Source organism: Proteiniphilum acetatigenes DSM 18083, from assembly GCF_000380985.1.
In the GTDB taxonomy this organism is placed as follows: Bacteria; Bacteroidota; Bacteroidia; order Bacteroidales; family Dysgonomonadaceae; genus Proteiniphilum; species Proteiniphilum acetatigenes.
Genome location: NZ_KB905705.1, coordinates 50,993 through 76,341 on the forward strand (window position 1 = coordinate 50,993; position 25,349 = coordinate 76,341).

The following is a 25,349-nucleotide window of genomic DNA, read 5'->3' on the forward strand; positions in this document are numbered from 1 at the left end:
TGTCTATTTCTCTCTTCCATGCATTGGTTGTTGTGTCCGAAGACACCCCAAGCATTATACGAACCTAAGCCTGCCCTATTCCCCCTATGGGTGGCAGAAAACCGGGATCGTTCTGGATCCTGATCGCCCCATTCTGCTGTTCAAATTTATCGATATTATCTTTTAACGCCATCAGCAACCTCTTCGCATGTTCAGGCGTGAGTATGATTCTCGATTTGACTTTCGCCTTGGGCACACCCGGGACAATACGGACAAAATCAACAACAAATTCCGACGTGGAATGCGATATAATTGCCAGGTTGGAGTAAATCCCCTGTGCAATTTCATCACTCAATTCAATCTGTATTTCGTTGTTCTTATTGAAATTTTCCATTATTTGACTGTGAATTTAATAACTCTGGCACATAATATAACCGTTTGGATACGTAGAAATGCAGTGTATGCCTGATTATCAAACAAACAGCGCTTTTCTTTTTATTAGGGATGGAAAAATCCCGGTGAACATTTTCGTTAAGCAATATGAACAGAAGACAAGCTTGCTTGGATTATGTCGTCATTGCGAGAAAATGTCTGATGAAATTGAACTATTAAAATAGTTTAAACAAAGAAACTTAATTTTCTTCAATCTACAAAAGAAAAGAAGAAAATTCTTTCCTTTTTGTAGATCTATTCATCAACTACAGATTAGCCAAATATCACATTGAAGAATCATCGGAATAATTTTCTATTTTCCGGGCAGAAGATATTCTGTATTCCTTATAATTCCAATGGTGTGTAAGGCAAATCCAGCGAGTCGGCCACATTTTTAAACACCACATCCCCTTTTATAATATTCAATCCGTAGCGTAAATCCTGATATTGCCTGCAAGCTCCTTCCCATCCCATCTCAACAAGCTTTATCACATAAGGCAGCGTGGCATTGGTAAGTGCGCGTGTGGAGGTAACAGGAACGGCTCCGGGCATATTGGCAACACAATAGTGAACAATGCCATCCACATCAAAAATTGGATCGGCATGTGTAGTAGGATGTGTAGTTTCAAAACATCCGCCCTGATCTACGGAAACATCTACCATTACCGTGCCTGGCTCCATTTCTTTGAGCATTTCCCGCTTAACCAGGTGCGGAGCCCTGGCACCTACCAATAAGGTAGCACCGATCACCAGGTCGGCAGTTTTGATCGATTCTGCAATAGACATCTCTGTGGAGTAAAGGGTATCTACGTTTGGAGGAAGGATTTCCGACAAATACCGAAGACGGTTCAGATTAATATCGAGTAGTTTTATATTTGCTCCCAATCCTGCAGCCATCAGAGCGGCATTATGTCCGACCACTCCACCACCGATGATCACTACTTCGGCCGGTTTCACGCCAGGCACGCCCCCCAGCAAAATACCCTTGCCACCCTGCGGCTTTTCCAGATATTTGGCTCCTTCCTGGACAGATAAACGGCCGGCCACCTCACTCATGGGCGTGAGCAACGGTAGTGACCCGTCTTTGTCATTCATTACCGTTTCATAGGCAATGCAGACAGCTCCGCTCGAAATCATGGCTTCAGTGAGTTTTTTGTCGGATGCAAAGTGAAAATAGGTAAATACCACCTGATCTTTTTTTATCAGATGATATTCGCTTTCTATCGGTTCTTTCACTTTCACGATCACATCCGCAATCTCATACACATCTTCAATACGGTCAAGGATGACAGCTCCGGCTTTTACATAGCTCTCATCCGACAGGTTACTTTTGATGCCGGCACCTTTCTGCACGTAAACTTTATGTCCTCGACCGGTAAGTTCCAAAACACCATCAGGCGTCATGGCTATTCTTCCTTCTTTGACTTTAATTTCTTTGGGTATTCCTACGATCATAATAATAAAATTATAAGTTGTTGTTGTAAAATAATATTAGAATCAGGTGATAAATAATTGCAACGGTATTATTCTGAGTGATCTGTTGTAATATGATAGTTTCATATGCAAAAATAAAAAGAAAAAATAAATCTACAATTTATTCAAACGGATTTATTAATGGGTCAATTTCTCTTTTTTCACGGTTCAATAATCATTTTTAATGACTCTTTCGCATAAAAATTTCTTTCATTACGGATTATATCGTATTTTTGTGACAATATTTCAGATTTTTCAATCTATAATAAATAATTAGAACAATGGTAACTTATAAAGAATTGGGTCTTGTAAACTCAAGAGAGCTCTTTAAGAAAGCAGTAGATGGCGGTTATGCTATCCCTGCCTTCAATTTCAACAACATGGAACAACTTCAGGCCATTATCTCGGCCTGCGTTGAAACAAAGTCACCTGTGATCCTGCAGGTATCCAGCGGCGCACGTAAATACGCCAATCAGACATTATTGCGTTATATGGCTCAGGGAGCTGTGCAATATGCAAAAGAACTGGGTTACGAAATTCCTATCGTACTCCATCTCGATCATGGCGACAGCTTTGAGCTTTGCAAGGATTGTATAGAGAGCGGTTTCTCTTCTGTGATGATCGACGGATCACATCTTCCTTACGAAGAAAACATCGCCCTGACAAAGAAAGTGGTTGAGTATGCTCATCAACACGATGTAACTGTAGAAGGAGAACTCGGCGTATTGGCAGGTATTGAAGACGATGTACAGGCAGAACACCACACCTATACCGAACCCGATGAGGTAGTAGATTTTGTGACACGTACCGGCGTTGATTCACTGGCTATCTCCATAGGTACTTCGCATGGTGCTTTCAAGTTTACTCCTGAACAATGTACCCGCAACGAACATGGCGTATTGGTTCCGCCCCCCTTGCGCTTCGATATTCTGGAAGAAATTGAAAAACGAATCCCCGGATTCCCCATCGTTCTTCACGGATCTTCTTCCGTTCCCCAGCAATATGTGGAAACTATCAACAAATACGGAGGAAAACTGGATGATTCAATCGGTATCCCCGAAGAACAATTGCGCAAAGCTGCCAAATCGGCTGTTTGCAAGATCAATATCGACTCCGACGGACGTTTGGCTATGACTGCAGCCATACGTGAAGTATTCGCCACCAAACCGGCTGAATTCGACCCGCGTAAATACCTGGGTCCGGCACGTGAAGAGTTGAAGAAACTTTATATGCACAAAACTGAAAATGTATTGGGAAGCGCCGGAAGAGCGTAACCATACAAGGACAACATAATTTGAAAAGAGGGTGTATCACAATGTGATTTTTACCCTCTTTTTTCATATTTACTTCTACCCGAAAATTCTTAAAATCTCACTTTTACAATTCGCCCTTTTATCTATAATCCCGATTTTATCTCCCCAGTCCCCACTATTCCTTCTCAAATCTGCACATCGTTAAATCAATAAATCATCAAATTAACTTTCCTACCTTTCCACCTTATCACTTTTCCACCTTTTATATTACCTCCGGGAAAGCGCTTGCATTTTTTTATTGAAACCAGTCTCCCTTAGCAGATCGTCCAAAGAGATATGCATCCTGTAGCGCCAGTAGTGTTCAGGATTTGCAGGTACATTGATCCGTTCACTGGAAATATCGGGGTTACGAAGTTTTTCATCGAGCGACAGCCAGTCCTGTAACGGCAGGATCACCCACATGGCCGACGAACGGAGATGACGTTCAATGATCTGCCGGCAGATAGTAATATTACACTCTGCCGGAGCAACTCCTTCGTGATGTAACACTTCGTTGTAATAGCGTTGTGTGAGTTCCCGGTTTTCAGTCCACCATAAACGTAGGGGTGACATATCGTGGGTAGAGGTAGTACATACGGACAGATAGGGCAATTGCTGCAGATCGGTGAAAGTGACGTATGGATCTTTAGGCATCCGTTCGATCTCCAGGCTTAACATCTGCAATTCATGCATCACTGACGGTACACAGTCTGGGACCATACCTAAATCCTCTCCACAGACCATCATCCTGGTGGATGAGATAAGTACCGGTAATTTCTTCATTGCCACTTCACGCCAGAAATAGTTGTGCCGGTGATAATAAAATTCGTCATACAGGCGGTTGAATGCCTCCTTTACGTGAGTGTCAAGATAGCGATACGAATGAGTATATTGCGCCGTAATACGGGGATGATACCGGTGATGATCCTGCGGATCACGTACGAAGAGCACCTCTGCACATAGCGACATAAGCCCGTCGCATATCCTGCGACTCTTATCATCTTTTTTATTATCAAATAGTTGCTTTATTTTCCTTTGGGTGTCGCACTGCGATTTCAATTTAAATCGCTGCCATCCTGTTGGCTCAAGATATTCCCTCTTCACCTCTTCGGTATGCTCTGCAAAGATATCCGGCAAAAAGTGCTCATGAATAAACGGTTGTACCATCCGCTCCTCATCAAAGGGGATTCCCGCACGATTGATCTCTTCTACCCAGAAAGGCAATGCCGGCCTGAAGTGGCCAAGTGATCCCTGTACGGCGTCAAGTGGTATTTCCCAGATACGGAAAAATCCCAGAATATGGTCTATCCTGTAGGCATCGAAATAATCTGCCATCTTGCGAAAACGGGTTACCCACCAGACATATCCATCCTTTTCCATCATCTGCCAGTTGTAAGTGGGAAATCCCCAGTTCTGACCGAAGAAGGAAAAATCGTCGGGCGGCGCACCACTTTGGGTATCCATATGATAGAGGTCAGGAGCTACCCATGCGTCTATGCTGTTACGGCTGATACCGATGGGGATATCTCCTTTCAGAGCCACTCCCCTTTCATTGGCATATACTTTCACGCCGGAGAATTGCTGATGAAGCAGGTATTGCAGGAAAGCCCAGAACTGCGTCTCCTCCTTTGCTTCGGTATCGGTATCAATCATTTTCTTCAATAACACTTCATCATAACCGGCATAGTCGCCCCACTCCCTGAAATCAGCGCAGCCATATTTATCACGCAGGAAACAGTAACATACATAGGGAAAAAGCCATGATTCGTTTTTCTCCCGGAAAGCAATATAATCTTCCGAAGCAAGTACCTTCTCCCCCTCCTGATGATAGAGCTCCCGGCTATAGCGGGTTTTTAAAGACAGTACCTTTTCATAGTCCAGTTCCGGCAGGCTGTTCAGTTCTCTCGCTTCTTTCAGGAAAGCACTATGATTTTTCTTGACTTTCAGCCGATAGTCGCTGCATCCCAGATATATAGGATGGAGGGCATAGGCCGATATAGCACTATAGGGATATGAGTCGCGCCAGGTTTTAGTGGCTGTGGTATCGTTCACAGGCAACAACTGGATCAACTGCTGATGGGTGACTGCTGCCCAGTCGACCATCTTGCGGAGATCGGCAAAATCACCCACTCCGAAGCTTTCATCCGTTCTCAGGGAGAAAACCGGAATAGCCGTCCCCGTTCCCCGATAGGCAAAACTCTGGTAGTGAAAGTGCAAAGCCATTTCTACAAGCACCCGGTTTCCTGTATGCACTGCCTCTGCTGTCAAAACACGATTTCCGCCATCTTCCCAGTGTACCGCCTCACCGCTATTCTTATCTGTAATCACAAACTTATACTCACTCTTTGCGGGTAGTTTTTTCGCATCGAGTGTTATCTGCCACTCTCCTTCGTCAAGATAAGAGAGAGGTTTTGCCAACTTCAGATCCCATTGCCCCAGCTCCTCACATTCACCGCTGATCATCAGCATCTGATCGCCTGCGACATAAGGACAGATCACATTTAACAAAACAGTCTGAGAATAATACTTTGTAGGGAGAGGAGTTGCTTTATGCCGGAAAACAGTATCGGTAAAGACCGTGGAGTATAGATAGGAATGGTACGACTTGTTCTTCCAAAGATCGTTAATAATAAACTCTTTCCGGCCTTTTGTAATGTGAAGTTTGCGGTTATTCCCCCATTCACGGCGAACGGTGTGTCCGCCTTTCCTGATGAAATAGTAATAGGCGACATCGGTCGTTTCTCCAATACTCACAGTTGCCGACCAATTGTCGCCATCGGCGGCAAGAGGGATCGCCTGATCTTCATTTAAGTTTCCCAGTTCCGGCGTAGTCCCGCAAAGACAGACCTGCTCTCCCCAGGCAGTATGATAATTGATTGTAAATGTAAGGTGTGCCATTAGGTAATATCTATTCACTATTTATGGTTGACAAACAAAGCTACAATGTTTCATGAACGGGTCGGATAAAAAACGGGCCTTTTTATCCGGATTCCCGTGCAATCGTTTGCGGGACGGTAAGGGTCAGAGGAAGAGAAGGATCAGCAACTGGGCTGTGATCACCCTGAGAAACATCGTAAGGGGGTAGACAGTAGCATAACTCACCGCGGGCATATCATTCCCTGCCGTTGTGTTCGCATAGGACAATGCAGGAGGATCAGTCATACTACCCGCAATCAATCCCATCAACGTAAAATAGTTCAGTTTATATACTTTCCGACCAATGACACCTATAATCAGAAGGGGTACAACGGTAATAATCACTCCATAGCCCACCCATTTGTATCCGCCATTTATCACGGTTTCGACAAAATTCTCTCCTGCTCCGAGTCCTACACAGGCAAGGAACAGGGCAATACCTATTTCCCTCAACATCAGATTGGCGCTCATAGTCGTATAAGTCACAAGCTTATACTTCGGACCGAATTTACTGATCAGGATAGCCACAATCAGCGGTCCACCTGCCAGTCCCAGTTTTACCGGTTGGGGAACGCCGGGGATCATAAAGGGAATGCTTCCCACGAGTACCCCCAATGCAATACCTATAAAAATAGAGATAAGGTTAGGTTCCCTAAGGCGTTTCAACGAGTTACCAAGGAACTTTTCAACGTTGGCGATAGCTTCTTCAGAGCCTACGACTGTCACCCGGTCGCCCAACTGCAACTGAAGCCTGGAGTCAGCAATCAGGTCGACCCCTGCACGATTCACCCGGGTAATATTGATGCCAAACAGATTCCGCAATTTCAGACTGCCTATGGAGCGTCCGTTAATTGCCGGTTTGGTAATCGATATTCTACGTGAAACCAGTTGTGAATCCAATTTATTCCATTCCCCCCTGTCCATATCAATACGCTGTCCGATAAAGGCTTCAATCACATCAATATTCTTCAGGTTGGAAACTACCAGTACCCTGTCGTTCTCTTCGAGTACCGTCTCTGTTTGAGGAACATCCAGCATGCCTGTTCTTGCATGTAATACCCTCGATATGACAAACTCTTTATCGATCAACCGCTTCACTTGTCGGATATTTTTTCCGAAGATAGAGGGATTAATCACCTGCAAGGAAAACATGTGTGCTTCCGTCATCCTGGAGGCATCATTATTGTCCAGCGTGCTGTTCTCTTTGGCAAAATTGATCTTGAATATATATCTGAAAAGAACGATACTCATAATGATTCCCACTACTCCCAGGGGATAGGCAACTGCATAAGCCGTAGCAATAGTAGGATCGGTAGTTCCCGTTACATCGGTATAGGTTTGTTGCGCAGCCCCTAATCCCGGGGTATTGGTAACTGCCCCCGACAATATGCCTACCATAGTGGCGATGGGCAATCCGGTTACTAAATGGATAATATAGGTGATAAATACTCCCAGCAGCACTACACCTGATGCGAGCATATTGAGAGTGATCCCTCCCTGTTTAAACGATGAAAAGAAGCTGGGACCCACCTGCATCCCTATGGAGTAGATAAACAGAATCAGTCCGAATTCCTTCAGGAAATGAAGCACATTTTCATCGATCTGCAGACCGATATGCCCGAGAAATATACCGAAAAAGAGTATCCACGTCGTCCCGAGCGAAATACCGAAAATCTTTATCCTGCCCAGTAACAATCCGACCGAAATCACCAATGCCATCACAAGTATTGAATGCGCAATGCCCGTTCCGGCAATTAACTCTATCAACCACTCCATATTTTAATAACCTAAAAACCGTTAAATTTATTAGTCCTTTTGAAAATCAGTGCAAAAGTAGCGCTTATTTTATTGAAAACAAAATATAGCCGTAACCCACTGGTCTATTTCGGAAAAGTGTCCGTAAGTTAATCCCTGTGCTTCAGCAGCAGCACGGATAGCGGGAATATCTTCTTTATAAAAACCACTCATTATCAACACTCCATTTTTATTCAGCACCTGCGTATAAGCCGGTATATCCTGCAGGAGAATATTCCGGTTGATATTGGCCAGGATCACATCATACGTTTCATCGCCGAGCAATTCCGCTCCGCCCTGTAACAGGTTAATGTTGTCGATACCATTCAATCGCGCGTTTTCCATCGCATTATGGTATGCCCATTCATCTATATCGACGGCAGTTACCGGTGAAGCGCCCCTCATGGATGCCAGAATAGCCAGTACAGCGGTACCACAGCCCATATCGAGAAGAGATTTGCCTTGCAGATCCATTTTCAACAGTTCTCTCATCATCAACTCAGTGGTTTGGTGATGACCTGTGCCGAATGACATTTTGGGATCTATCAATATACAGTATCTGAACTCACCCCCAATCTTGTGGAATGAACTATGAATGCATAACACATCATCAATAACGACGGGTTGAAAGTAATTCTTCTCCCACTCCTCGTTCCAGTTTTTGTCTTCCATTTCACTGTATGAATAAGTGATCTCCGCTTCCAGCGGAAAGTCGGATAGAAGTTGATCTACTTTTTCCAGTGATAGTACTGGTAAAGGGATATAAGCCTCCAGCCCCGTTTCCGTCCGGACAAACGACTCGAACCCGATCTCACCTAACTGAGCCGAGAGAACATCTGTCAACACCTCTGTATTGGGTTCACAATTGAATTGGACCTGTATATATTGCATGATGATTATTCAAAAATAAAGGACAAAGGTAGTCAACTATTTCGATAAGTAATACGAACAACAGACAAACTTGTTTGAACTTTATGGTGACACCAAAAAATGTAAAAATCATTTTACTTTAGGGAGTCATTTGTTTATTTGTGTTACAAATGAAGTTGATTTTGCCGATAAGAACCGGAACTTATCTTTTTTTGTCCTATTTTTATTCGCTTAAAAAATTAATCGTTCTTTTGTGATAACATAATCCGGACAAATTCGTCTTCTGTATATCACTTAACGAATAAGTTCACTGAAGTTAGTCGTTTTCTCGCTATGGCAAAGTTCAAACAAGTTTGACTTTGCTCATTTAGCTTAACGAAAAAGTTCAATTATATTAGACTACACAATAATGAAAAGGACTATATTATTTATCATTTTATTGATTGCTTCCTCCTCGCTGTTTCTTTCATACGGGCAGAATGCCAAAGCGGAGGAGTTGATCCAGGAAGGCGTTGAACTGCATGATGAAGGGGAATTCAAGGAAGCCATTGAGAAATATAATGAGGCACTCACAGTCGATCCCAAATCGGTACATGCAACTTATGAGCTATCATTATCCTACCTGGCATTACAGGATTACCTAAACGCATCAAAATACAGTACACAGGTAATCAACTCCGGCAACAAACAATTGTCTTCCGGTGCATACGCGGTAAAAAGCGAGGCACTGGCGGGGTTGGACAAAGTGGATGAAGCCATCGCTCTACTTCAGGAAGGTTTGATAAAAAACGGGGATGAGTTCCTGTTGCATTTCAACTTAGCACTGAATTATTATAAAAGGGGGGATATCGACAAAACGCTGGAACATGTAAAAAAAGCCATCGACCTGGATAAATCTCATAGTGGCGCCTTTTTACTGAATGCGTATGCACTTAACGATAGCGGATTATGGGTACAAAGCATATTATCATTCCAGATGTTTCTCCTGTTAGAACCGGACAGTAAACGGTCGAAGAGCGCCTTCGAGGAAATGTTGAACATCATGCGCATTAAAACGGCTGAAGAACCTGTACAAAGGTCGTTCATCCAGCAACAGATGATGCGTAATAACCCTGATACAATACCACAGTCCGACAAAATTCCTCCATTGAGTATTGAAGATGGATTGAATCGCAATTTTGTATACCATGCTATTACGACTACGCTCGATTCACTGAAAAACTCATCTGAAGAAAAAGATGACTTCATCCTTTTCAAAACAGTCAACAAAGAGATTATGAATGTACTCACCCGGGAGAGCAAAGGTGCTAAAGAGGGCGTTTTCTGGACTTTTTATATTCCCTTCTTCTCTCATATTGCAGAATCTGACTATTACGATACCTTCTGCCGCTATATCAGTGTATCCTACTTTCCCGAATCCATGGAATGGTGGCAACAAAATCCGGGGGATGCTGTAGATTTTGTGATCTGGTTTGAAAAAGGGGATGAGGATTAATAGAAAAGTTAATAAAAATCGTTTACCTTTGCATTGAATTCCACATATATAAGGAAATGAATAACGAGGAACAGTTACTGGAAGAATTGCGTGATCCGCAAACAAGTCGAAAAGGATTTGCCAGGCTTGTTTCCGAATACAGTGAAAGACTCTATTGGCAGATACGAAAGATGGTGATTTCACATGATGATGCCAATGACATTTTACAGGATGTATTCGTCAAAGCCTGGATGAATCTTGAGAACTTCAGGGGTGAGGCCAAACTTACCACCTGGCTCTACCGTATTGCGATTAATGAAAGTATTACCTTCCTCAATAAGAAACGGAGTCAAAACCATATTGCTTTAGATGACGACAGTTCGTTTCTGCTGAATACATTGGAGAGCGACCCCTATTTCGACGGCGACGAAGCACAAAAACTTCTTCAGAAAGCCATTCTTACCCTTCCGGAAAAGCAGCGTCTCGTCTTTCATATGAAATACTCCGAAGAGATGAAATATGAAGATATATCCGATATATTGGGTACTTCGGTGGGAGCACTCAAAGCCTCTTACCATCATGCGGTAAAAAAAATTGAAAAATTTTTAAGTGAACCGCATTAAACTTTTATCGATTCATTAAGTCTATTCAACAGAGCAGCGCAAAAATAAGAGGTATGGAGACAAAAATTAACAAATTAAAAGAAATAGATAAGACTGAAAATCCTTTTAAAGTTCCCGAAAATTATTTCGCGCAATTCAATGAAGAAATAATGAATCGTCTGCCAGAAAAGGAGATAGTAGCCCCGGAACCGGTCTCATTATGGGACAGAGCTAAGCCGTGGGTCTATCTGGCTGCCATGTTCGTCGGGCTTTACATCACCATTAATTTTCTGATGAAAGCTCCGGGGAACGATAATCTGGCTGAAAACCAGGTGGCGACTCAACAAACACTCTCGGGTTTACCCGGTAATACTGATAATTATTGGTCTACCGTACAGATAACCGAAGAGGAATTCTATCAATATCTCGAAGAGCAGTTGATCGAAGACAGCTATTTCGATTATATGTATCATCAGTATTATTTGAACTGAAGAAAGTATCATACATCATTTAAAAACAAATTTTGTAATGAGAAGAAGTGTTATTTTGCTTTTGTGTGTGCTTACACTACCTGCTAACTTTTTAATTCTCTCTGCCCAGACTCCCCAGAACAGGAAAATGAATATGGCAGATTATGAAAAAAGGAAGAAGGAGTATGTGACGAAAGAGGCAGGTCTCACGCAGGATGAGGCCAGTAAATATTTTCCCTTGAGTAATGAATTGACACAAAAAAAGTTTAAACTGCATAGGAGCCATCGCGATAAAGTACAGCGAATCAAAGATAACAGTAATATCTCCGACGAAGAGTATAGGAGAATGCTGGAAGACGATGTAGATGTCAAACTCAAAGAGGCGGAACTTGATAAAGAATATTCTGCCAAATTCGAAAAGGTACTCTCTCCCGAAAAATTGTTCAAAGCCCAGCAAGCCGAGAGAGATTTTATTCAGCGCGAAGTAACGAATTTCAGGAACGAGGGGAGAAGCAACAGAAGGCAGTGAAGCGGCTTAGATGTAAACGTCCTCCCTACCCTGTTGATGAAACAATGAAACAGCTACATATTCATATATTATTTGACACTAAACCCCGCGAATATCGGGGTTTATTTTTTTATCAGCATACCTGTGATAAACTCTTTCTACTTACCCCGTTTTATAAAATCTCAACTTTTTATTTAAATTTGTACGGACACATAAGCAAAGACTCTGATAGGGAATTTTAAACTGGCAGACGATAGCCACTCAAAACTATTTATCAAAAAAGGAATTATTCCCTATATTATGATTAAATCACAGGATCGTGTACCGATTTATATCAATTTCAAAAATCATCAGAGAACAATGGATTTATACCAGGTACTAAGTAAAGGAGAATAAATTCAGTCAATCATAAAAACCACCACAAATCAAACATACAATTATCAACGATGTATATATCATGGATCAACGATTACTTTATATCAATAATCCTGATTTTGTATCGTTATCATCACGTGTGATAATAATACAAAATCAGTGATAACATACAGTTTCTCAGAATAAATATGAAATGGATTGTATAGAAAATAAAACACCCAACTTTACATTCTTGGATGTAAAATCGGGCGTAATTTTAATAATAAACTGAATATCAGCAGTATTCGTGGAGCTGGAGGGAGTCGAACCCTCGTCCAAACGAGGAAGCAATCTGCTTTCTACATGCTTAGCTTCATTTTGATTGTCGGGAAGGAGCGCGACTGAAGCCACCATACTCCATCCTTATCTTCTTTATTTCGGAAAGGCGCCGAAGCATCGCCTATCCTATCTCCGATTTACCTGCACCACCTGATCGGAACGCTTCGAAGCCACAGCTTCCGGGTGATGTCTTGTTCCGTCACATGTGACGGAATTAAGCGATTGATCTACTATACTTCGATCACGCAGCAAGAGCGTAATTGTTATTGCCAGTTAATTGTTTGACGTTTGAGATTAAAGTGCAAACCGACAACGCACTGCATGCTTACAAACCTCTTCTACCCGCTGTCAAAACCGGTCAACCCCATATTTTTAAAGAGCGTCTTCTACTCAAAAGAAACGGAATATTATTGAGTATATAAATAACACATCAGTAACAAAAATGTTTTTCAACAATACTTTCACTTCTTTGGTACAAAGATAGCAATTTTCAATGAAATAAAAAAGAACTATCAAAATGACTTATTCATGTAGATGATTCCCAATTTCTTGCACCTTACATCCTAAATATTACATCCTAAAGCCGGTTTAGGGATACTGTCACTCAAATCTTGAATTTGAAATCTTCTTCACGGAAGTCCGTTGAAATCTATTTCCGGCGGTTGGCTCGCAGCCGTACGCTGGAACCTGGATAAAAATTCGGTGGAATCATGAAAAAATCCGCAGTTTTTCAGGAAAAACCGGTTCGATTGTGAATGGTATCCTCCCTGATAATCGATCCGAGCACCCGCTTTTGCAGTGGCATCGTAGGTAAACGATGCTTCCGTTCCCGGGATCCATTCCCCGGATTTGGTGCGAAACCATTGATTCCCGAAATAGACCATTCGCGTCAGATACCCCTGCTCCGGAATAAAATTCTCAAGGAAAGAATGCGCTCGCTTATAATAAGTATCGGTTTTCGGGCGCAGAAACGATACAATAAGCTGCCATCGGTTTTCTTCGGGTGCGAAAAACCATGAAGTATAGATAGTGTTTCCTTTATGATCGGGCACTACACGGGTTAGGAAACGGTATGTGTTTTCAGCTTTCCACGGATAGCGCAAAAAACTCTGTCCTCCCGCACCTTCATTACCGAATTCACCGGTATATACATCCTCTCCTTTTTTGAGCATTACAATCTTCATACTGTCCGGGATCAGTTTCGGATCTTCCGTTTCAAACGGGCTCCACACAGAAAAGAGAACTCTTCGTTCGTTTTCCGAATTGCATTGTATCCCGAAATACCCTTCTCCAAAACCGTTTGCCATATAGTAACTCCCGATTACATCATTATGTTGAGGTACCGTTATCTCATTATAGAACCATTCAATGGTATCTTCCGGCATGGTGTAAGAAAGGTGTACAGAGGGTCCTCTCCGCCCCCAATAGTCGGCAAAATCATCAACATAAACCATTTTGTCATCATCATTCTCAATAGTTAGCGATCCAATTACCCCAAAATCCTCTCCCGTTTTAGAGATACCCTGTAACGTTATTGCGACATACCCCGGTTCGACGATACGGAAAGGCTTCAACTCTACGCTAAACTCTCCGGCATTTAGTTGAATGTTTTGGGATTTTTGCTGAACGCCCTGATGTTCTATCCCCACTTTTATCCGTGATTTTCCTTCGTCGAGGGAACCGTTAAGAGTTACCCGTACCGTCTGTGGTCTGGAAAAATAGACAAATGTTTTTACCTCACTTTTTGGATCCGTCCATTTTTCCAACCCGTGACGGCCGATTTTTGCACCGGCACCCTGTGCCGTGACATATGCATTTCCACTCAGTCGGACTTCTTTTTTACTTACGCTTTGTGCCGATGATTGAGATACAAATATCAGAATGCAAAGTAAAAAGGGTAATTTGGTTTTCATTTTTATATGTTAATTGGGCAATTAGCTTTTAAAATTTCCATTCTTGACGGAAATCAGCTACAAAGCGTATTAAAACTCCCACAAAAATACATTAATTACTTTTAGAAACCCTCAAAATAACCTACTTTTGTATTCCGATTTATTGAATCCAACACAACATGAACAAAATCGTTTCGAAAGAGTACTTATCCGACAGAGTGGTGAAGTTTGAAGTGGAAGCTCCACTTATTTCCAAAAGCCGCAAAGCCGGCCATTTCGTGATTGTACGCGTAGGAAAAAAAGGAGAACGTGTACCGTACACCATTGCAAATGCTGATGTGAAAAACGGAACTATCACCTTAGTCATTCAAAAGGTAGGGAAATCATCACAGAAAGTATGTGAATTAAATGTGGGAGATTATATCACAGACATGGTAGGTCCATTGGGAAAAGCCACTCACATAGAAAACTTCGGAACAGTGGTATGTGCAGGGGGAGGCGTGGGTATTGCACCGATGCTGCCCATCATGAGAGCCATGAAAGAAGCGGGCAACAGGGTGATTTCGGTACTCGCAGCCCGGACAAAGGAGTTAATCATCCTTGAAGAGCAGGTGCGTGAATATTCCGATGAAGTGATAATCATGACTGATGACGGTTCCTACGGGAATAAAGGGTTAATCACCGCCGGCGTGGAGAAAGTGATCCAACGTGAAAAAGTCGATCTGTGTGTCACTATTGGTCCTGCTATCATGATGAAATTTGTGTCGGAACTGACAAAAAAATATGATGTTCCTACCGTGGCGTCGCTTAATACGATCATGGTAGACGGCACTGGAATGTGCGGGGCATGCCGCGTCACTGTGGGTGGACAAACCCGTTTTGTCTGTGTCGACGGGCCTGAATTCGATGCACATCAAGTGGATTTCAATGAAATGCTGATGCGATTAAAGGCATATGATAGGTGAAAAGGTGGAGAATTTAAAATCTTGAATTTGAAATGTAGAATAACAGCATATATATGAGTGAATATCTGAAAGCCGAACGGGCGCAGGAGTGGCGTGAAGCGCTCCGCAAGTCGATAAAGAACAAAGATCGCATTACCATCCCCCGGGTAAAAATGCCCGAGGTGGATCCCGTGGTACGTAGTCGTACATATGACGAAGTAAACCTCGGATTGACACCAGAGTTGGCTGTCAACGAATCGCATCGCTGTCTCGACTGCGTAGATCCCACCTGCATCACCGGTTGTCCCGTAGAGATCAATATCCCCAAATTCATCAAAAATATCGAGCGGGGTGAATTCTTAGAAGCAGCCAAAACATTAAAGGAAACCAGTGCCCTGCCGGCAGTTTGCGGTCGTGTATGTCCGCAGGAACGACAATGTGAAAGCCAGTGTTTCTATACGTTGAAGCTGAAGAAGGAACCTGTAGCTATAGGTCATCTGGAACGATTTGCAGCCGATTACGAACGTATGAGTGGTAATATTTCCATACCTGAGACCGCTCCTGCCAACGGTATCAGGATTGCCGTAGTCGGCTCCGGTCCGGCCGGACTGGCTTTTGCAGGCGACATGGTGAAACTGGGATACGATGTCACCGTATTTGAAGCTCTCCATGAGTTGGGAGGTGTACTTCGTTACGGTATTCCCGAGTTCCGTCTGCCCAATGACATAGTGGATGTGGAAATCGATGGCCTGAAAAAGATGGGTGTGAAGTTCGAGACCAACTGTATTGTAGGCAAGACGATCTCACAGGAAGATCTCAAAGCGGAAGGATTCAAAGGTATTTTCGTAGGTAGCGGCGCCGGGTTGCCCAACTTTATGAATATTCCCGGTGAGAACCTGATAGGCATTATGTCGTGCAATGAGTATCTTACCCGTGTAAACCTTATGCAGGCGGCCGATCCGGAGAGTGATACCCCGGTCTATAAAGGGAAAAAAGTAGCAGTAGTGGGAGGTGGCAATACCGCCATGGATGCCGTCCGTACCGCACGACGACTGGGAGCCGAGAGAGCAATGATCATCTATCGTCGCTCCGAAGAAGAGATGCCTGCCCGCGTGGAAGAGATCAAGCATGCCAAAGAGGAAGGGATAGAGTTCTATACACTGCATAATCCTCTTCGGTATGAAGGAGATGAACTGGGTCACGTGCAACGGATGCTGTTACAACGGATGGAGTTGGGGGCACCCGATCAGTCCGGCCGTCGCCGTCCCGTAGCAATTGAGGGCGACACAATCTGGCTCGAAGTAGATGAAGTGATTGTGAGTGTGGGGGTATCCCCCAATCCATTGATCCCGCAGAGTTTTGACGGAATGGAAGTCACTTCCTGGGGCACCATTGTTGTCAACAGTGACACTATGCAGACTGCCGACGAGATGATCTTTGCCGGCGGTGATATCGTGCGTGGAGGAGCGACTGTCATTCTGGCCATGGGTGACGGGAGAAAGGCTGCCAAGGCAATGGATCAATACTTAGCTGATGCAATGATTTAACGATTTGATGATGTGCTGATTAATTAGCTAATCAACACATAAGTAAATCTCCAAATTAAATTTTTCATGAAGATACTGGCTGACGCACATATCCCCTATTTGAAAGGAGTTGCAGAACAGTTTGGCGAAGTGGAATACCTTCCGGGAAATCAATTCAACCGGGAGGCTATCAGGGAAAAAGATGCGCTTATCGTGCGTACGGTCACTCATTTCGGAGAAGAGATCCTTTCGGGAACGAAAGTGAAGCTGATTTGCTCCGCCACCATCGGGTTCGATCATATCGATACGGCATGGTGTGACGCCCACGGAGTGACCTGGCGTACGGCACCCGGCTGTAACGCTGCTTCGGTAGAACAGTATGTAACAGCTTCCCTGCTATATCTGGCTGAAAAACATCAATTCGATCTGAAAGAGAAAACCATCGGGATAGTAGGTGTAGGGAATGTAGGAAGTAAAGTGGAGGTTGCCTGTAAAAAATTAGGGATGCGGATTCTGCTGAACGATCCTCCGAGAGAAGAACATGAAGGTTCTGCCCTTTTTACCGATATCAAAACTATCCAACGGGAAGCGGATATTATCACCTTCCACACTCCTTTGACGAAAACAGGAAAATACAAAACCCACCATCTGGCAGATGATCATTTTCTGGCATCAGTCGAAAAGAAGCCATATATTATCAATGCAGCCCGGGGAGGCGTGACAGATAATCAGGCACTAAAAAAGGCAATTCATAATGGAAATATTTCCGGAGTGGTAATCGACTGCTGGGAAAATGAGCCCGAGATAGACAGAGAATTACTCCGACTGGCCGATATCGCTACCCCCCATATCGCCGGCTATAGTGCCGATGGCAAATGGACAGCCACAAAGATGAGCCTCGAAAATCTCAATAATTTCTTCAATTTAGGAATAGAAAACATACATTATCAGGAGATACCTTCTCCTTCAGAACCTATTATTGATCTTCAGGAAATTGCTCCCGAACATCAACTTCAACACACGGTTTGGCAGACCTATAATCCGATGGCAGAGACAACCGCACTGAAATCCGCACCAGAGAAATTCTATTGGTTCCGCTCCAATTATCCTTTACGGAGGGAGTACCGTGCTTACCAGATACTCCAAGCGGATCCCATGGTTATGCCAACTCTACTCAGTCTGGGATTCAGGGAATAAAAAAACCCGGTGCATGAGCATCGGGCCTTTTTATAATGTATGTTTTATTATTTATCTTACTCTTCTGTTTTCTCTTCAGCAGCTTCAGCAGTAGGTTTTTCTTCAGCAGCAGGAGCTTCTTCGGGAGTTTCAGCAGGAACTTCTTCCTTCACAGGCGCTTCCTCCACTTCTGCAGGTACTTCTTCAACCTTTGCCTCAACAGTCTCTTCAACTACTGATTCGGCCGGTTCAGCTACTTCAACTGTTTCTTCAGCAATCGGAGCTTCCTCTTCTACGGGAGCAGGAGCGTTAGCAGCTTCTTCTTCGGCTTTTTTCTTAGCCAAAACTTCCGCTCTGGTCTTGTTAACCTCTTTTTCAGCATCCAGACGGGCTTTCTCTTCAGCACGCTTTTGCTCATCGTCCTTATCTTTGATTTTCTGGGTAAGCTGCGATTTCGAATTTTTCCATGCTTCGAATCTTTTTTCAGCTTCCGCTTCATCAAAAGCGCCCTTTTTCACACCTCCAAGAAGATGCTTTTTCAATAATACGCCCTCTTCCGATAAGATATTCCGCACCGTGTCGGTGGGTTGTGCTCCAGTCTGCAGCCAATACAAAGCTCTTTCGAAATCTAAAGTGATCGTAGCAGGATGTGTGTTCGGATTGTAAGAACCTATCCTCTCAATGTACTTTCCATCTCGTGGTGCTCTGCTATCTGCAACAATAATCTGATAGAAGGGATAATTTTTACGTCCTCTTCTCTGTAAACGAAGTTTTGTTGCCATTTAGTAGTTTCTTTTAAAATTGATTTTTTGCATTTGCGGGTGCAAAGATAGTGATTAATTCCTTATCTTCAAAATTGAATCATCCCATTCTGGATATTTATCTCTGAATCGGTAATTTCTTTGAAATCCATGAGGATCCCAGCCTTTCCATCCAACGAGGTAGCTCTATTATTCAGTATTTATATTAAAAAATAATTTCTATTTGGAACTTTTCACAAAATTCCATATATTTGACAGCATATTATCGTCTTTTTATTAGGATGACCAAACCCCATGGGGAAAACCCAAGCTAATAATAGCTTATTGGAGTTTGATAGAGATGTGATTACTTTATTGTTTGGAATAGCTGACAGCCACGATTGGTTGATAGGTTTGAAACAATATTTACATATTAATCATTTGACTAAATAGTCCAAGTATGTCTGTCACCTGCTATATAAAAGCAATGGGAATTCCTTTTCTGTGGTTCTTTTTGTCGTTTTTCCTCCAGTCTTGTCTCCGGCAATCAACGGCCCAATACCCAGTTCGGTTGGAAAAGATGATAGACCTTTTTTTCATCGAGAATCAGAATGACAGCCTGTTACATTTAGAAGATCGGGATCAGAAATACCTGTCCGAAAATATCCGGCATGTGAGTGATATTTTCAAAGCTGGAGCGCTCAGTGAATCCGGAAGAGCCGACAGCGCCAAAATTATATTGCAGGGTATCTGTCCCGAAGAGTTACAGGGCCGTGACCTCTACTACTATAACGGAGTCATGGCATTAACCCAATTTCGCCTGAATCGGCTTCATGAATCTTTTCAGACAGCCTCTGCATTTGTGGGAAGTAAAGTGTACGATATAAGATGCCGTGCCCTGATTGAGCGTGTGATGGCAAGGATCATGTACTATTACGAAAATTATGAGCACGCCATCAGTTTACTTCACCAATCGGAAGAACATTACCGTGAGGCCGGATTAGAGAAGAGCGCAGCTGTGAACCAAAAATTTCTGGCAAGTTTCTATGCAGAATTGGGCTCATTCGATGAAGCCACAAAAAAAATCAAAGAGGCAGAAACAACGTTAAAGAAGTACGATGATAAGGAAGAGCTCTACTACCTCTATATTGTGGGGATTAAAACTTATCTCAATCTACAGCGGACAGACAGTGCGCAATACTACGCAAAGCTGGCCATGGAGACCGTAGACTTTACCCGTGACCAGCAAAAGCAGGCTTCCATCTATAATTATATGGGAACGATTGAGAGTTTGCAGGAAAATTATCCTGTAGCCATCCAATCATTTGAAAAAGTGATCCGGATAGATGATAATTTCTTCGGATCCGAAAGACAAAAATCGGTAGCTCTCATTGGCCTGGCTTCTGTTTACAATAAACTCAACAGACACGAAGAAGCAAAAAAATATGCCATGCAGGCAATTGAGACCATCAAAGATCACGGATGGGAAAATTTACAACACGATGCCTACAACGAATTATCGACTGCTTTTCTGTCAACCGATCAGGTGAAAGCGCAGATTTTTCTTGATTCCGCCCAAGTCAGCAGGAATAAGTACCACCAATTATCGGCAAAAGGAATTGTAGACTTCACGGAAAAACAAATAGAACTGGACAAGGCTGCCCGTGAAATAAATCAACTACAGAGGGTCAAAAGAAGAAACCGGATCATATTTCATACTGCTCTCGGCTTCCTGATAGGAGTCAATATCACATTTATCCTGATCAGCAATATGAGAAAAAGGGTAAAAAACAAAAAACCGCGCTATTCCCTCGAATCAAAAGAGTCTTTCCTCTTCAATAATTTTAAAGCCTGGTTAGAAGACGGTAAAAGATATCTGCAACCCAATCTCGATTTAAGCAAGGTTGCTTCGGAGATGGGGACGAACCGCAGCTATCTCTCAAAAGCTATCAACTCACAAGGTTTAAGATTCACGGAAATTATCAACAAGTATCGGATTCAAGAAGCAATAAGTATTTTCGAAAATAAAAATGACCATAGGAATAATCATACCATAAACGAATTAGCACTCTCAGTTGGCTTTAATACTAAGTCCGTATTTTTTGACTCCTTCCGGAAGGAAACAGGAATGACGCCCCGTCAATTCAAAGAAAAAATCCAGCATACAAAGATCCGCGATAATGAAAATACTCAAAAAGGTGAATCGGAGACGACATAAATATCATGCTAGCGAATCAACTTATTTTTCGAATACTTTAAACCTGCAAGGCTATGATCGATAATCTTCACATTTTCTTCGCTACCGGAGGTTTTTGGACCACACTAGTACTCTCTTTGGTTTTTGCCTTCAGTGCAACACCACAAAGCAAGTTCTTGCGTAATTACAACAAGGCTAGATATATTATGGCTTTTATCTATTTACTATTCACGGTTTTCAGCTTGTTTATAATAACCGGTAAATTACAAAAGCTGGATCTTCCTTCTCTCAAGATATTCGTCCTCATTTTTTTCTCCTTCCAACTGTTTCTCTTCACGCATGTAAGTCTGACCCTGATCAATTATAGGTATTTATCATTCAAATTATTGATATATCAATTAATCCCGGTGTTTATCTTGGGTCTGATCAGCATATTGTCGAATCTTTTAAATTGGGAAGAAAGAATTGTCAATATAATCTTTTATAGTCTGTTATTATTCTTTGTAATTTCCCTCCTCATCATTACTCAATTATTCTTTAGCCACTACGCGAAATACCGGAAAAGAGTAGACAATTATTTTACCGGAATTGGAACCGACCGCCTGAAATGGATACAAACCTCCCATCTGTTCATACTAATTTCCGGCATAACTGTTGTAATTGCCCTCTTTACCACACTGAAGATTATAATACCATTTTACATATTTGCCATTCTCTTCTATATTGGTTATGCCGTTCACTTTCTCAATTACAAAAATATTTTTAATATTATGGTACCAGTACTGAGGGAAGAGGAGGAAAAACCGATAAAGTCATCTGAGATCACATTCTCTCAGATAGAAAAAGCAGTGGGAAAATGGGAACAACAAAAGCTATTCACAAATCCGAAAATTACCATTACTAAGGTAGCGGCACAGGTTTCCACCAACAGGTCATATCTGTCGCAATACATCAACAGGTCGAAACAAAAAACTTTCAATGAATGGATCAACGAGTTGCGTATTGAGGAGGCAAAAAAACTGATGGCAAACAATAAAAATATGACTATTGAAGAAGTAAGCGAAAAGGTAGGATATACTGACAAAAGCTATTTTAGTAAATGCTTTGTAAGATATATAGGAATTACAGCTTCACAATGGAAAGAAAAACACCTGTGATTAAACCGATTATCTAAACGAGCAGCAATTGTCTGTTTTTATCAAAAAAATAGGAAATCGTCTATTTTTTAATTGTGGTAAAATCAGCAATAAAGTTTTGCCGACTTTACCACCTATTAAGATCTCTCCTTTTTACTTTAGCAGACAATTTTATTTCATATTTAAGACAGATATTAAATATATAATTGTGTATGTATTTTTACCATATGTATCTTTTTTTATAAGAATATTGTCTGTATTTAAACGCATAGTATTGAAAAATACTAAATAACCAGAGAACTCTTCACATATGTTTAAGCAACAGAAAAAACAGACTATGGATCTGAACTTGCAAAAATGGTTTATTTTTGTGTCCTATCTTATTTTATTTGCATGTAGCCCGGGAAATAAGAACAATATGAAATCAATCCCAGGCAGCTCTTTCGTGGACAAAAATCATAATTCGATAGACTCATTACTAAACAGGATTTCAAACGATACCATTGCCCTTTTTAATTACCTTTCGTTGGCACAGTCCACCCGGGACTGTTATGCCGAGATGAAAACCTATCGTCAGTTGGGTTTGTATTATCTGAATAGCTATGCTTATTTAAAAGCGATACAATACCATATATATTACTTGAACACGGCAGAAGAGTACAGCGATCCAATCCGGGAAATAGAGGCGCTAAACACACTGGCTTATGATTATAAAGCTATTTGCATGTTGGGTGAATCGTCTGAATATTATTTTAAGGCGCTATCGCAACTAAATAAATTACCCAAAAACAACAATAAAGAAATTCTATCGGAAAAAGCAAAAACACTAAACGGATTGGGAAATATTTATTTAAGAATCAATCAACCAGATGATGCCCTATTATTCTTACAAAAATCGCTACAAATAGAGACACGAAATAATTACATTTTGGGACAAGCAAAGAATCTGGCAGACATCGGCTTATCTTTCGAAAGCAGAATGGAGTATGATTCAGCATACCAATATTTCGACCGGGCACTGAATTTGTATATTGAAACCAATTCCGTATCGGGGATGTCTTCCTGCTTTGAACGTATCGGCAACCTGTATATGCTGCAAGATAAATACGACAGTGCTTTGGTATATATCGAAAGCGCATATAATTCCCTCCAGCACACATCGGACAAATTAAACTGGCTGAACAGTTGCTTTTCATTCGGAAATATTTGCATCCGAAAAGGAGACTACCTGAAAGCCGAAACCCTTCTACATAAAGGATTAAAAGTATCGGATGAACTTAAATTACCTAATTATCTGGAAAAAGCCTCCATGCTCCTATCAGAATTATACAAGCAACAGGGTAATAACGCTGCAGCCCTCGAAGCTTACGAGAAGAGCGTTTCCTATGCAAAAGCATTCCGAAGTGGACGGGACATCAACCGGATTATGACACACAGATTGGCTTATGAAAAAAAATCAAATGAGACAAAGGAAACATTATTGACGACACAACTTGAAAATATTGAGAGAAATAAAACGAAAGCTACACACCTTGCTCTATCGATTTTTATTGCTTTAACCGGTTTCATCATCATCCTAGTCCAACTGTTCCAAATAAAGAAACAAAAGGTTGAGACTTATCCTTGCCAGGAAAAGATAAAATTGGATTTTTGCGTTAATATTGCACATAAGTTAAAAACACCTGTCACTATTATTACCGAATTAACCCAGAGACTTAGAAATAATCTGGATACAAATGATCTTCACAAAAATTCAACAAATCTGGATATACTCGTCCGTCAGTCACAGGATCTCCTTTTCCTGATAGATAGTATATTACCTGAAACAAACATGCAGAAATGGGTAAAATCCGACATAACAACACGCGAAAACGGATACTCTATAACCACAAACAATACCGTCACTTACAGTAAGGAATCGGAAAATAATGTTGAAAAGAGCTGCATTTCAAAAGAAAACCCGACGGTGCTCATAGTGGAAAATGACAAAGATATGATTTCTTATCTCTCTTCTATTCTGCAGGAAAACTACTGTATTTTTACAGTAGATAGCGGAAGGAGAGCCGCTCAAAAAGCAGCCGAAACGGTGCCTAATATTATTATTTCAAACATCACGATGCCCGGTATGAACGGTTATGATTTATGCAGAGAGATAAAAAATTCGGATGCCATCGCACACATACCGGTTATCCTACTCTCTGCTTGCGGTTCTAAAGAAGATCGTATAAAAGGATTCCGGTGCGGAGCTGATGCATTTCTGTCCAAACCGGTCTTTGAAGAGGAGTTGTTGGCGGTGATCAATCAACTCCTGGATGCACGGAAGTTGATGTGGAGTAAATACGCGCTCACCGCGATAAACACAGGAAAAGACATAGAGCACGACATCGTAAAAAAGAATACTGCTGTAGAGTTCCTCAAACAAATTACCAACTTGATCTATAAAGAAATTGATAATACGCAAAATATCATTGAAATAATATCCGATAAAATCTGCCTGAGTTCTTCTCAACTGAACCGTAAGATAAAAGCGGCTACCGGAATGACAACCTCCAACTATATTTTGAAAGTAAGATTGAATAAAGCAGCACAACTCCTCTCCAGATCCCGGAAACCGATTGGTGAAATTGCCATGAACTGCGGTTTTAATGATTTCGCTTACTTCTCCCGATCGTTCAAAAAAGAGTTTGGAATGACGCCCACCTCTTTCCAACGCCTTCCCCACTCTATAAATTAGTCCGAATTGTCTATGTTACATGGAAATACTTTATATATCTCTTTTTTTCACTATCAGAATTGATCTAATAGTTAACTAATAATCAACAACATAATAACACTGTATTGCATTTTGAGTCACAATTTAACTAATGTTAAAGCTTACTGAATTATAAATATTGCATTTTAAAGACAAATATATATCGAAAACAAGCCATTACTTTGCTGGAAATAAAAAACAATATGAAGAAACTCTTTTTTATTCTTTTGGGGATCGCCGTTTCCTGTAGGTGGCGGCATCCATACAGGTTACGTCAAACGGAAACTATACATTCACAGCTCCCTATACGACAACCAATCCATTACAATTATATATAATATTGATGGAGAAACCTATCGGCAAACTATTTCATTGAATGGTTTGATCTTTCTAAACATTTATTTATCACAGCGACTGGTATCGGTGGAAACACCGGTGCCTTTTTTCACGTTTACCTTGCCGGAATCAAAATATTCTATTACC

General features: G+C 41.7%; 17 protein-coding genes, 1 other RNA gene and 1 pseudogene. 11 read left to right on the plus strand and 8 right to left on the minus strand.

What is annotated here, in order from left to right; all coding sequences use genetic code 11:
* Positions 1-64 precede the first annotated feature (64 nt).
* Complete coding sequence (locus F597_RS0116495; protein WP_019540869.1) at positions 65-373, minus strand: DUF3467 domain-containing protein; 309 nt, start codon at positions 371-373, stop codon at positions 65-67.
* A gap of 383 nt (positions 374-756) precedes the next feature.
* Positions 757-1,866, minus strand: a complete 1,110-nt coding sequence (ald, locus tag F597_RS0116500) for an alanine dehydrogenase (RefSeq protein WP_019540870.1) — start codon at positions 1,864-1,866, stop codon at positions 757-759.
* A gap of 299 nt (positions 1,867-2,165) precedes the next feature.
* Between ald and F597_RS0116505 the strand changes: the two genes are divergently transcribed.
* Entirely contained in the window at positions 2,166-3,158 is a 993-nt protein-coding gene (locus F597_RS0116505; RefSeq protein ID WP_019540871.1) for a class II fructose-bisphosphate aldolase, read from the plus strand.
* A 246-nt stretch (positions 3,159-3,404) separates the two neighbouring features.
* Here F597_RS0116505 and F597_RS0116510 read toward each other — a convergent pair whose 3' ends face one another.
* From F597_RS0116510 to prmA, 3 genes are all read right to left on the minus strand, one after another.
* Entirely contained in the window at positions 3,405-6,074 is a 2,670-nt protein-coding gene (locus F597_RS0116510) for a 4-alpha-glucanotransferase (RefSeq protein WP_019540872.1), read from the minus strand.
* 123 nt (positions 6,075-6,197) lie between these two features.
* Positions 6,198-7,868: a putative transporter gene (locus F597_RS0116515; protein WP_019540873.1), complete on the minus strand. Its 1,671-nt coding sequence runs from the start codon at positions 7,866-7,868 to the stop codon at positions 6,198-6,200.
* Positions 7,869-7,937: 69 nt separating this feature from the next.
* Positions 7,938-8,777: a 50S ribosomal protein L11 methyltransferase gene (prmA, locus tag F597_RS0116520; protein WP_019540874.1), complete on the minus strand. Its 840-nt coding sequence runs from the start codon at positions 8,775-8,777 to the stop codon at positions 7,938-7,940.
* Positions 8,778-9,165: 388 nt separating this feature from the next.
* Between prmA and F597_RS21075 the strand changes: the two genes are divergently transcribed.
* The 4 genes from F597_RS21075 to F597_RS0116545 are packed head-to-tail and all read left to right on the plus strand — an operon-like array spanning position 9,166 to position 11,831.
* On the plus strand, positions 9,166-10,251 hold the full coding sequence (locus F597_RS21075; protein WP_019540875.1) for a tetratricopeptide repeat protein: 1,086 nt from the start codon (positions 9,166-9,168) through the stop codon (positions 10,249-10,251).
* A gap of 56 nt (positions 10,252-10,307) precedes the next feature.
* Positions 10,308-10,853 (plus strand): RNA polymerase sigma factor, encoded by a 546-nt coding sequence (locus tag F597_RS0116530; RefSeq protein WP_019540876.1) that lies wholly within the window; start codon positions 10,308-10,310, stop codon positions 10,851-10,853.
* A 53-nt stretch (positions 10,854-10,906) separates the two neighbouring features.
* Complete coding sequence (locus F597_RS21795) at positions 10,907-11,323, plus strand: hypothetical protein (protein WP_019540877.1); 417 nt, start codon at positions 10,907-10,909, stop codon at positions 11,321-11,323.
* A 37-nt stretch (positions 11,324-11,360) separates the two neighbouring features.
* Entirely contained in the window at positions 11,361-11,831 is a 471-nt protein-coding gene (locus tag F597_RS0116545; RefSeq protein ID WP_139224199.1) for a hypothetical protein, read from the plus strand.
* A gap of 638 nt (positions 11,832-12,469) precedes the next feature.
* Here the strand turns inward: F597_RS0116545 and ssrA are convergent.
* Positions 12,470-12,869, minus strand: a transfer-messenger RNA (tmRNA) gene (gene ssrA / locus F597_RS22110).
* Between the two features lie 263 nt (positions 12,870-13,132).
* The gene (locus tag F597_RS0116560) at positions 13,133-14,416 is read right to left on the minus strand and encodes a DUF3472 domain-containing protein (protein ID WP_019540880.1); all 1,284 of its coding nucleotides are present in this window, start codon (positions 14,414-14,416) and stop codon (positions 13,133-13,135) included.
* Between the two features lie 158 nt (positions 14,417-14,574).
* Between F597_RS0116560 and F597_RS0116565 the strand changes: the two genes are divergently transcribed.
* The 3 genes from F597_RS0116565 (at position 14,575) to pdxB (ending at position 18,062) form a co-directional block, all read left to right on the plus strand.
* The gene (locus F597_RS0116565; protein WP_019540881.1) at positions 14,575-15,360 is read left to right on the plus strand and encodes a sulfide/dihydroorotate dehydrogenase-like FAD/NAD-binding protein; all 786 of its coding nucleotides are present in this window, start codon (positions 14,575-14,577) and stop codon (positions 15,358-15,360) included.
* 53 nt (positions 15,361-15,413) lie between these two features.
* Positions 15,414-16,886, plus strand: a complete 1,473-nt coding sequence (gene gltA, locus F597_RS0116570; protein ID WP_019540882.1) for an NADPH-dependent glutamate synthase — start codon at positions 15,414-15,416, stop codon at positions 16,884-16,886.
* A 66-nt stretch (positions 16,887-16,952) separates the two neighbouring features.
* Positions 16,953-18,062: a 4-phosphoerythronate dehydrogenase PdxB gene (gene pdxB, locus F597_RS0116575; protein ID WP_019540883.1), complete on the plus strand. Its 1,110-nt coding sequence runs from the start codon at positions 16,953-16,955 to the stop codon at positions 18,060-18,062.
* A gap of 221 nt (positions 18,063-18,283) precedes the next feature.
* Here the strand turns inward: pdxB and F597_RS0116580 are convergent.
* Positions 18,284-18,823, minus strand: a pseudogene (locus F597_RS0116580) (30S ribosomal protein S16); the annotation flags it as partial.
* Between the two features lie 538 nt (positions 18,824-19,361).
* Here F597_RS0116580 and F597_RS0116590 point away from each other — a divergent pair.
* The 3 genes from F597_RS0116590 to F597_RS0116600 all read left to right on the plus strand — a co-directional run bounded on the left by F597_RS0116590 (position 19,362) and on the right by F597_RS0116600 (position 24,848).
* Positions 19,362-20,999, plus strand: a complete 1,638-nt coding sequence (locus F597_RS0116590) for a tetratricopeptide repeat protein (RefSeq protein WP_019540885.1) — start codon at positions 19,362-19,364, stop codon at positions 20,997-20,999.
* A gap of 749 nt (positions 21,000-21,748) precedes the next feature.
* Positions 21,749-22,135 carry a helix-turn-helix domain-containing protein gene (locus F597_RS22475; protein ID WP_157279209.1) on the plus strand — a complete coding sequence of 129 codons (387 nt, stop codon included), beginning with the start codon at positions 21,749-21,751 and terminating at the stop codon, positions 22,133-22,135.
* A 397-nt stretch (positions 22,136-22,532) separates the two neighbouring features.
* On the plus strand, positions 22,533-24,848 hold the full coding sequence (locus F597_RS0116600) for a response regulator (protein ID WP_169337994.1): 2,316 nt from the start codon (positions 22,533-22,535) through the stop codon (positions 24,846-24,848).
* The last annotated feature ends 501 nt before the right edge of the window (positions 24,849-25,349 follow it).